The sequence below is a fragment of the Paenibacillus tarimensis genome, from assembly GCF_021532315.1.
GTDB lineage: Bacteria > Bacillota > Bacilli > Paenibacillales > Paenibacillaceae > Paenibacillus_I > Paenibacillus_I tarimensis.
This window is the reverse complement of sequence record NZ_JAKGAO010000040.1, coordinates 1-7810: the sequence shown is the minus strand read 5'-3', so window position 1 is coordinate 7810 and position 7810 is coordinate 1. Positions and strand designations below refer to the sequence as shown.

General features: G+C 41.8%; 11 protein-coding genes. 2 read left to right on the top strand and 9 right to left on the bottom strand.

The genetic code is table 11. From position 1 onward, the window contains the following. Both L1N82_RS22790 and L1N82_RS22785 read right to left on the bottom strand, forming a co-directional pair. Positions 1–441 (bottom strand): IS3 family transposase (locus tag L1N82_RS22790; RefSeq protein ID WP_235289763.1); only part of this gene is annotated, 441 nt, incomplete at its 3' end. Positions 442–500: 59 nt separating this feature from the next. Next, the gene (locus L1N82_RS22785) at positions 501–791 is read right to left on the bottom strand and encodes a transposase (protein WP_235289762.1); all 291 of its coding nucleotides are present in this window, start codon (positions 789–791) and stop codon (positions 501–503) included. Positions 792–829: 38 nt separating this feature from the next. Here L1N82_RS22785 and L1N82_RS22780 point away from each other — a divergent pair, with 38 nt between their 5' ends. Beyond that, positions 830–1780 (top strand): hypothetical protein, encoded by a 951-nt coding sequence (locus L1N82_RS22780; protein ID WP_235289761.1) that lies wholly within the window; start codon positions 830–832, stop codon positions 1778–1780. A gap of 1 nt (position 1781) precedes the next feature. Further along, positions 1782–2507, top strand: a complete 726-nt coding sequence (istB, locus tag L1N82_RS22775) for an IS21-like element helper ATPase IstB (protein WP_235289760.1) — start codon at positions 1782–1784, stop codon at positions 2505–2507. 139 nt (positions 2508–2646) lie between these two features. Here istB and L1N82_RS22770 read toward each other — a convergent pair whose 3' ends face one another. From L1N82_RS22770 to L1N82_RS22740, 7 genes are all read right to left on the bottom strand, one after another. Further along, the gene (locus L1N82_RS22770) at positions 2647–3075 is read right to left on the bottom strand and encodes a hypothetical protein (protein ID WP_235289759.1); all 429 of its coding nucleotides are present in this window, start codon (positions 3073–3075) and stop codon (positions 2647–2649) included. A gap of 195 nt (positions 3076–3270) precedes the next feature. Continuing rightward, positions 3271–3822, bottom strand: coding sequence for a GNAT family N-acetyltransferase (locus tag L1N82_RS22765; protein WP_235289758.1), 552 nt, complete (start codon positions 3820–3822; stop codon positions 3271–3273). Positions 3823–3928: 106 nt separating this feature from the next. Continuing rightward, positions 3929–4393 (bottom strand): hypothetical protein, encoded by a 465-nt coding sequence (locus L1N82_RS22760; protein ID WP_235289757.1) that lies wholly within the window; start codon positions 4391–4393, stop codon positions 3929–3931. 103 nt (positions 4394–4496) lie between these two features. Continuing rightward, positions 4497–4928, bottom strand: a complete 432-nt coding sequence (locus L1N82_RS22755) for a hypothetical protein (protein WP_235289756.1) — start codon at positions 4926–4928, stop codon at positions 4497–4499. A 133-nt stretch (positions 4929–5061) separates the two neighbouring features. Further along, positions 5062–5622, bottom strand: a complete 561-nt coding sequence (locus L1N82_RS22750) for a chloramphenicol phosphotransferase CPT family protein (RefSeq protein WP_235289755.1) — start codon at positions 5620–5622, stop codon at positions 5062–5064. Positions 5623–5788: 166 nt separating this feature from the next. Further along, positions 5789–6526, bottom strand: coding sequence for a DUF695 domain-containing protein (locus L1N82_RS22745; RefSeq protein ID WP_235289754.1), 738 nt, complete (start codon positions 6524–6526; stop codon positions 5789–5791). A gap of 709 nt (positions 6527–7235) precedes the next feature. Next, positions 7236–7745: a GNAT family N-acetyltransferase gene (locus tag L1N82_RS22740; RefSeq protein WP_235289753.1), complete on the bottom strand. Its 510-nt coding sequence runs from the start codon at positions 7743–7745 to the stop codon at positions 7236–7238. Between the last annotated feature and the right edge of the window lie 65 nt (positions 7746–7810).

The window sequence follows — 7810 nt, the reverse complement described above, 5'->3', positions numbered from 1 at the left end:
ATCGTCCATGGCGAGGCCTACGATCTCTCCGTTAAAACAATCCAGTACCGCGGACAGATATAACTTGCCGTCTGAACAAGGGATTTCGGTGATATCAGATAGCCACTTTTGGTTGGGTGCTAAGGATCTGAAGTCTCTCTGGATCAGGTTCTCGCTCTTTTGAGCTGCGGCATCCTCGCGTGTAATGCCGCTGGGATGACGCTTAGCTTTCTTCAGCAGGCCGTGCTTCTTCATGATTCGGTATACCGTGCTGTAACTGGTCTGAATCTCTATCTGTGACAGCGCCAGCAGAATACGCTGGACACCGTAATTGCTGTTGTCTTCATGTTCACCGATGATTTCTGTGATTTTGACCAGAAGGCGTTGCTGCTTCTCTTGCTTAGGTGTGGGCTTCAAGCTGCGGTAATAGCCCGATTCACTGACAGCAAGTATATCGCACATCTCCTTGACGGTCCATCGATCCCGTCGTTCACGGATGTAAGCATAGAGCCTACATGCCTTTACCGCTTCCGGTCTTTTGCGAAAAAACCGAGTGCATCCTTGAGAATTTCATTCGCGCGGCGCAGCTCGACTATTTCTTTTTCTAATTCGATTTCACGTGCAGTCTTATCGGCAGACGCATAAGCGCTTCCGCTTCCGATATGCGCTCCGTCGCCGTGCAGGGTTCTTCGTTTTCTCCATTCCTGCAAGGTGTGGTAGGATACTCCTAACTGCTCAGCTGCTTTTTTTGATCCAATCTCATCGCTCAATCTTACGGCTTCTTCTTTGAATGCTTTATCGTACCGATTCATTGTCCCCCGTCCCCTCATTATCTTTCATTCTATTTCATATGAGGGTGTTTTTCGACTGCATTATTATCGTAGCACTCCAGATTTGGTTCGACAATCTATCTGCTGCGGTTGTACATATTGAGAAGCATGGTGAACGGCAATTAACGGACGGGTTTCAGCGATTCTGTGCGCATTATCGGTTTGAAGCCGTATTTTGTAACCCGTACAGTGGACATGAAAAGGGGCATGTGGAGAATAAATGCGGATACTCGAAACGGAACTGGGCTGTCCCGATCCCGATTTATGAGAGCCAAGAGCAGCTTGCTGCTGTGTTTGCTAAGCAAGCCTTGCTAGACCAAGAGCGTACACACTATGCCAAGGGGCAGCGAATCGCTGACTTATGGGAAGAGGAACGGGCAAAGCTGCTTGTCTTGCCGGAGGTGGCTTTCGAAGCCTTTCGTATATCTGCTGCGGCGGTTAATAAATACGGAGAGATTCGAGTGGATGAAACTACCATTCCTTTGCTGGGACTGGTTCAACCAGGAAGCCAGGTCATGGTCCAAACCTACTGGGACCGCTTGGTTATCCTCAATAACAACCACCAGCTCGTAAGAGAAATCCCTCGGCCTTACACTGGCAAGACCGCTGACATTCCGTGGGAACAAGTCTTTACTAACTTGCTGCGCAAGCCGCGAAGTGTGACTCACTCTCAGTTCATTCGCATGCTGCCGCAAACGTTGCAGCTCTATGTTACGGTAAAGGAACTAGATATGCGCAAGGAACGCCTCCGTGCTCTTGCCCATTGGAGCAGCGTGTATACGGTAAGGGAGATCGAGGACGTCCTTCACCTTCTAGGCACGGAAACAACCGTTGAGCGCATAACCGCTGTTCTCGGCATGAGGTCAGGTAGCCGGGATATACCGGCCGTTTTAGAGGAGACGATCTCACCGCCGAGTACCAAAATGGAGTTTTCACTACAGCGCTATGACAAGCTGACGGGGGTGAGCTGACATGAAGCCAGAACTGGCCGATTTGTGCCGGCAGCTGCGGCTGGCACATGTCGTCGAACATGTTGCGCTGCAGCAGGACGAACAGCTGCATGGTGTGGTCCTGCAGCTGCTGACGGCTGAACTGGATGGCCGCAGGCGTGCGATACTGGGTAAGCTTGTCCAACAAGCCGGCTTCCCACATATTAAGACCTTTGAGGGCTATGTGTATGACCACATCTCCTTTCCAAGCGGTAGCAGTCCCGCCATGCTGCTGGAACTCGGGTGGTTGGAGCGTAAGGAGAACCTGCTGCTCATGGGGGCAGTAGGCACCGGGAAAACGCATATGGCCACAGCACTCGGCGTGGAAGCATGCCGGCAAGGTAAGGCAGTGCAGTTCTACCGCGCTTCGGATCTAGTGGCCTTGCTGCAGGAGAAGTTTGCCTCGGGAACGGTGAACCGATTACGTGAAAAGCTGCGAAAGGCCGACTTGCTCATCTTGGATGAGGTCGGTTATGTACCTTTCAGCCAGACCGGCTCTGAGCTATTGTTTAATGTGATTGCCGACTGTTACGAAAGACAAAGCGTGATTGTAACGTCCAATCTGGAATTCGGCCAGTGGACGTCGATTTTCGGAGATACCAAGCTGACTTCCGCTCTTGTGGACCGCCTGGTGCACCATGCTCATATTCTCTCGTTCACGGGAGAGAGCTTCCGCTTCAAGCAAGCGATGGAACGGGTCCCCGTATAGCTTCATATCCTGGCAAATCTCTTAGGCACTTTTTGCTGCAATATTGAGCACTTTTTGCTTGCAAAACACAACTTTTCAAAAATTCCTTACAGACCAAGGTCCATAAAGGCCAGCAACATGTATTCGGTGAGAGAGGGTGTTAGCGCCTCTCTGCAATATGGCTCATTATAACTAACTGTTTAATCCATTCATCCACATCGTTAACTGCCCATGCCGCTTCTTCACAATGGTTTTCACTTTTAAATTTTACTTTCAGCAAATTAAATCCCACTTTACCCAAATGCCCGTTCACTTTACTTATCTCGTTTATCGTATCTAATGGAATGGTATATTTCTTTCTTGGTATGTACATCTCAAAAACCAGATCATTTCTTGACAAAAGTAATATCCCATTCCCTCTTATCTGTCTCATTCCCTTTGAACTAACTCCATAGAAATTCGATAAATAATCAACTAATAGATTTTCTTCTTGTTTATATTTTTTCTTCAAACTTATTAATCTGTATAAAAAAATAAACAAAAGTGTTGCTATAAAAATAACAACTATACCTGCGATTGTCTGATCCATTTCCCTGCCACGCCTCTCATGTTATAGTATCGAGCTATTATCTGAGGTTTTTGTACTCACGAACCCTCGGATCGGCAGACTTAGTCGGTGCAGAGTTGTCGCCGGACTTAGCTTCCTCAAAATTTCCAAGGGCAACCCAGGGCGTCAACCCGATGCGTAAATGCTGTGTTGTGTCATGCTGACGGCTTCCTTGATTTATTTACAAAACAGCTCTTCATATTCTTTTTTCAAGATAGACATCTTTATGACATCCCAATAACGTCCATCCCTAAATAGTTTTTGCCGCATCCTGCCTTCTTCCTTAAATCCGCATTTTAAATAACTGTTATACGCTCGCTCGTTATATTCATAGACATCCAGTTCTAATCGGTTTAAATTTAATGTATTGAACACAAAATGTTCCAACAATGTTATTGCTTCTTGACCGTAACCCATTCCCCAGTAATCTTTCTTTCCAATAACAATGCCAAGAACCGCATTCCTGTTCCTATAATCAATATGATGAAGATCAATTTGTCCAATATAAGATAAAGCAGCCTTATCCGCAATTACAAATCCTTTACTTTCTGATGTTCCCTCAATCATCTTCTTCAAAAAGGACTCGGTTTCATAAACTGTATTAGGAAACAAAAAAACGTCATGCAAATTGTTCGTTATTTCGTAATCATTAACCCATTCTCTTATATGCGGCAGATCCTCCCACTGGTATTCTCTCAATATTATCCTTGTCCCTACCAAATGCGGCATGTGTTATTCATCCTCTCTCCGTCATTAACATCTAACGTTATTGTATTCACGACCCCTCCCTGGCTGAAGAGTATAAACCCGGGTCTGTTGGGACTTAGCCCTCTTCTCATTCATGTTCTCTAGGCCCATATCTAAGGGTATGACCAATCCAGTCACTAGCATCTCTCCAACTAACCTTCCTAGAACTGATCCAATTAACTGTTCCGTATAAATCATTTCCACCCGGACTCCAATTTCGGTCATCGGCCCAATAAAATAATCCATTTTTATGTATAAAAGTGCTTTCATAAATAATTGAATCATAATTCTCAGGGCTTGGTTTAATATAAACCTGCGTAACTTGCTCGAAGAACAATTCAATTGCGGGAAGACTACGAGCTTGTCTTTGCAGTAAAAGCCTCACTTTGTGATCTAGCCCCACTGGAATTGACATGGACAAATTCGGGTTTACATAGTGATCTGTCCACATATGCATCTCTCGAATACAGGCATCATGAAACCAACCGAAAGCATCCAGCAGTTTATTTAAGTCTTCTTGATTATCAAGACTAGTCCAGTTTATTGAATTCATAGGTACACTCCTTTAAGCAGCTCTGTCAAATTTCACGCGGCATGCGGTTAGGCAGTACAGGGTTGCAATAATGCGCTGTTATATGAAGTGTCCACATCTTCGGCTACTTCCAGCCTTCCTGTATATACTCATATAATTCTCTTGATTTTACTGTTTTTGTTGCCATTTTATCTTCAATCATTATGTAGTCTTGTATTGGCTCGCAATTCGTTAAAGAAGAATTCCCCTTACTAGTTGTTTTACATCTTTGCGGTATTGTTACTATTACAGGTGACTGGGTATTCTTGAAATTAATCGTCATCGTGTTAGAACACCCAACTTTACCTGTTGAGTGTTGAATAGCATCCTCTTCAGTATGCTCCAACATGTTTATAATCCTATTCAGTTTATCCGTGGATTTTATTGTTTTGGGAAGAGTTTCAGATAGACAACTACTTAAAGTTATCGATTCCACTTCATTTTTTTCATATATAATTTTTGAATCACTACATCCAATTAATAATATAATAACTACGGTAAATAGATATTTCTTCATTATAGCGGCCGTAGATCCTCCTTTCAGTCATAGGTGCGATGCCACTTTGAGTTATCTCTTTAATTTTCGATATGTAATAGGTATAGTAATAAGTGATTTCAGGTTCGTATTTGAAAACCCCCTCTAGCATTCTTCAGTCCGCGCTAAGCTTTAATTCTCTGAAGGCATTAAAATGGGGAGTATCATGCAAACACTTTTTGATTTGCAGCGCACATTCGTGAGGTTTATTGAATTCCGTATCTATCTCTAAGTCGTAAACGCCATGTGTATGTACTAAATTATACTGATACTTTGCAAGACCAATATTTCGATCTCCTCTTTCTCTTTCCCTTCGTTCAAGTTCTTCTAGGGAACAAATTACGGAGACAAACAACACTTTGTAATCCTTTAGCAACATCACGCATTCTTCCAACCACTGTCTTTCTTCGAGTACATGGTCAACAATGAGGTTATTCCCGGCAGCAACTAATGCGGGAAGTGCATGATGCATTCCTTTTATAACTTTCAACATTGCATCTTTTGTTGCATGCGCTGGTTTATCCCCACTAAGGTAGTCAACTGGCAACATATATAAAAACTTGTCCACTGATAGGTGTAAGTATGGTTCGTCTAAAATTCGTTGTAATTCTAAAGAAATACTGGATTTTCCAGAACTCGAAGTTCCATTTAAAAATATAACTGTCCCTGGTGACATACAACATTCCCCTCTTTCTGTTGGCTTAACGTTTTTTCCTCATTAACCTAGATCTCTTCTACATATCAGAATGCAACTATTATGGTAATGGGGTCTTTAATTTTGTATTTTTCCCTTATAACGTTCCCATGTCCAGGACGCTTGGCAAGCTTCCTCTTCTTTTAACTCACTTGATAACCATGGTTTCCCATCCGTCGTATCTGCCATCAAACTCTTTGGATAAGTCGACTAACAAATCAGTAACTTCGTTTATTGAATGTAAATCAACAAAATCATTACGATAAATTTGTACTACGTATTCATTACCATCATCTGTTCTATCAAGTTCAACATTGAACCCCATTGTTCTTACCCTATTTTCAAAAGTTTTCCGTTGTGAATCACTATTAAAATGCAGCCAGTGGTCTACCCTTCTTGCTTCCTCTAAAGTGTCTCCCGATTCACTTAACGAGTCCACAACACTTCGGTTCCCCATATGTTGCAATTGATATTTATCTGGATATAAGAACTCGAAATAAAATTCCCAAGGGGTGTTTTCCTCCATATTAAACACTACTATATCGTAATAATGCTGCTTATAAAAAATTTCCCGCGCTAGGGTATCTAAATCAAACGGAGAAGAAAAATAATAATAAATTTCCCTAATTCCATTCGTTGTCATTCTCCCTACATTAACAGCTAAATGGCCAAGACTCTGAGTTAACATGTCCTCAAGTTCATTTATTAGTTCAGCCTCATCGCTAGCAGGTGTGCCGCTCTCACCTGGATTTTTAATAGGAATCCTTATGCCCATTCCCAACGAATATTGACTTTTATCGACCTCATTCCATACACCCATATCTAATAAAATTGATGCAAAATTATCTTCTATTGAACAAAAATATATGTCCCAATGATCTGACATTTTTGTTACCTCCTCCTGAAATTTCGCTTAGTGGGATGTGTTCCGCTGCCACTGCTTCCTCGAAACTGGAATGGCCCTCCGATTCCACCTCGATCTTCGTGCCGGACCGAGGCGAATGCCCGATGCGTGAATATGGTGTTATTACTTTCAACTTATCTTTCTTTAATCCAGTTGTTATAGAATTCCTCTGCACTCCAAAAAAGATAAGCCCCAAACAAAATTAATATCAATCCTATTATCTTGATTGCCCATATTATAATTCTACTTGGATCTTTATATTGTACATTCTCTTCAAATTCATAATTTGGTTTCATAGTTCTATAGATGATAAAAGTAATAAAATTGCAGACTAAATCAGGAAAACAAAATAGAAAAATACCTATTAACGCCAACGGAATTGAAATCATTCAAAGAGACATTGGATCCCATTCCGTTCCCTGGTCCTTGTAGTTATGTGTTGAGATTCTAAGAATCATATAGCTTATCTCCAATATGTATTGTTGGTCCTTAAAAGATCCTTAATCGCAATTGCAATTATGTCATATAACGTTCTTATGCTCCTGACGTCGATTTCCCTTAAATAGCTCTTATCTTAGAAGAATTGATGTGTCTGCCTGAATCCTCTTCCTCGAAATGCCTCGAGCAGACCGAGCTGCGAATGCCGCGAAGCTGGTACACTGTGTTAACGGATGCCCTGCCCTCTTCGAGTCTACTTATAAAAATAAGTCATTAATTTCTCGTCATATCCTTGATCTCTATATTCTAAAGCATTTTTCTCTATTCCATATGTTTCAAACCCTAGTTTCTTATAAAGATCTATTGCCGCTTGGTTTGTAGTTACAGCACCTAGATTTATTTGTTTCAAGCCTTCTATTTCTTTTCCTCTATTAATTACTTCCTTTAATAGTTCTTTAGCAATCCCCTTGCCCCGATATTCCGGTGAGACATAGACTCCCCAAATCATTCCTTTATGTTTAAGTTTTATTCCTTGTTCTCTTCTAAATCCGACCATTCCAGCAGCTTGGTCTCTCTCTGTAAAAGCCATCAGTATATAATTGTCACTCTCGTTTTGTATTCTCTTTACAACTTCAGATATCGGAGTTTTCACGGAATCTTCGTATGTTGCTCCAAATGCTTCGGGATTCGTCTTTAATGCTTCCAGCCTTAAATCCCAATACAATCCAACGTCTTCTTGTTTTATTTCTTTAATATAAAACATCTATAAAATTCCTCTCGATAATATTATGGTATTGCTAGGGTTTCCGATAACGTGCATACATTCAT

Bases quoted from the DNA above. Each gene is read 5' to 3' on its own strand.
- L1N82_RS22770 (WP_235289759.1), bottom strand. From the start codon at position 3,075: ATGGATCAGACAATCGCAGGTATAGTTGTTATTTTTATAGCAACACTT.
- L1N82_RS22760 (WP_235289757.1), bottom strand. From the start codon at position 4,393: ATGAATTCAATAAACTGGACTAGTCTTGATAATCAAGAAGACTTAAAT.
- L1N82_RS22780 (WP_235289761.1), top strand. From the start codon at position 830: ATGAGGGTGTTTTTCGACTGCATTATTATCGTAGCACTCCAGATTTGG.
- L1N82_RS22750 (WP_235289755.1), bottom strand. From the start codon at position 5,622: ATGTCACCAGGGACAGTTATATTTTTAAATGGAACTTCGAGTTCTGGA.
- istB (WP_235289760.1), top strand. From the start codon at position 1,782: ATGAAGCCAGAACTGGCCGATTTGTGCCGGCAGCTGCGGCTGGCACAT.
- L1N82_RS22785 (WP_235289762.1), bottom strand. From the start codon at position 791: ATGAATCGGTACGATAAAGCATTCAAAGAAGAAGCCGTAAGATTGAGC.
- L1N82_RS22765 (WP_235289758.1), bottom strand. From the start codon at position 3,822: ATGCCGCATTTGGTAGGGACAAGGATAATATTGAGAGAATACCAGTGG.
- L1N82_RS22755 (WP_235289756.1), bottom strand. From the start codon at position 4,928: ATGAAGAAATATCTATTTACCGTAGTTATTATATTATTAATTGGATGT.
- L1N82_RS22740 (WP_235289753.1), bottom strand. From the start codon at position 7,745: ATGTTTTATATTAAAGAAATAAAACAAGAAGACGTTGGATTGTATTGG.
- L1N82_RS22745 (WP_235289754.1), bottom strand. From the start codon at position 6,526: ATGTCAGATCATTGGGACATATATTTTTGTTCAATAGAAGATAATTTT.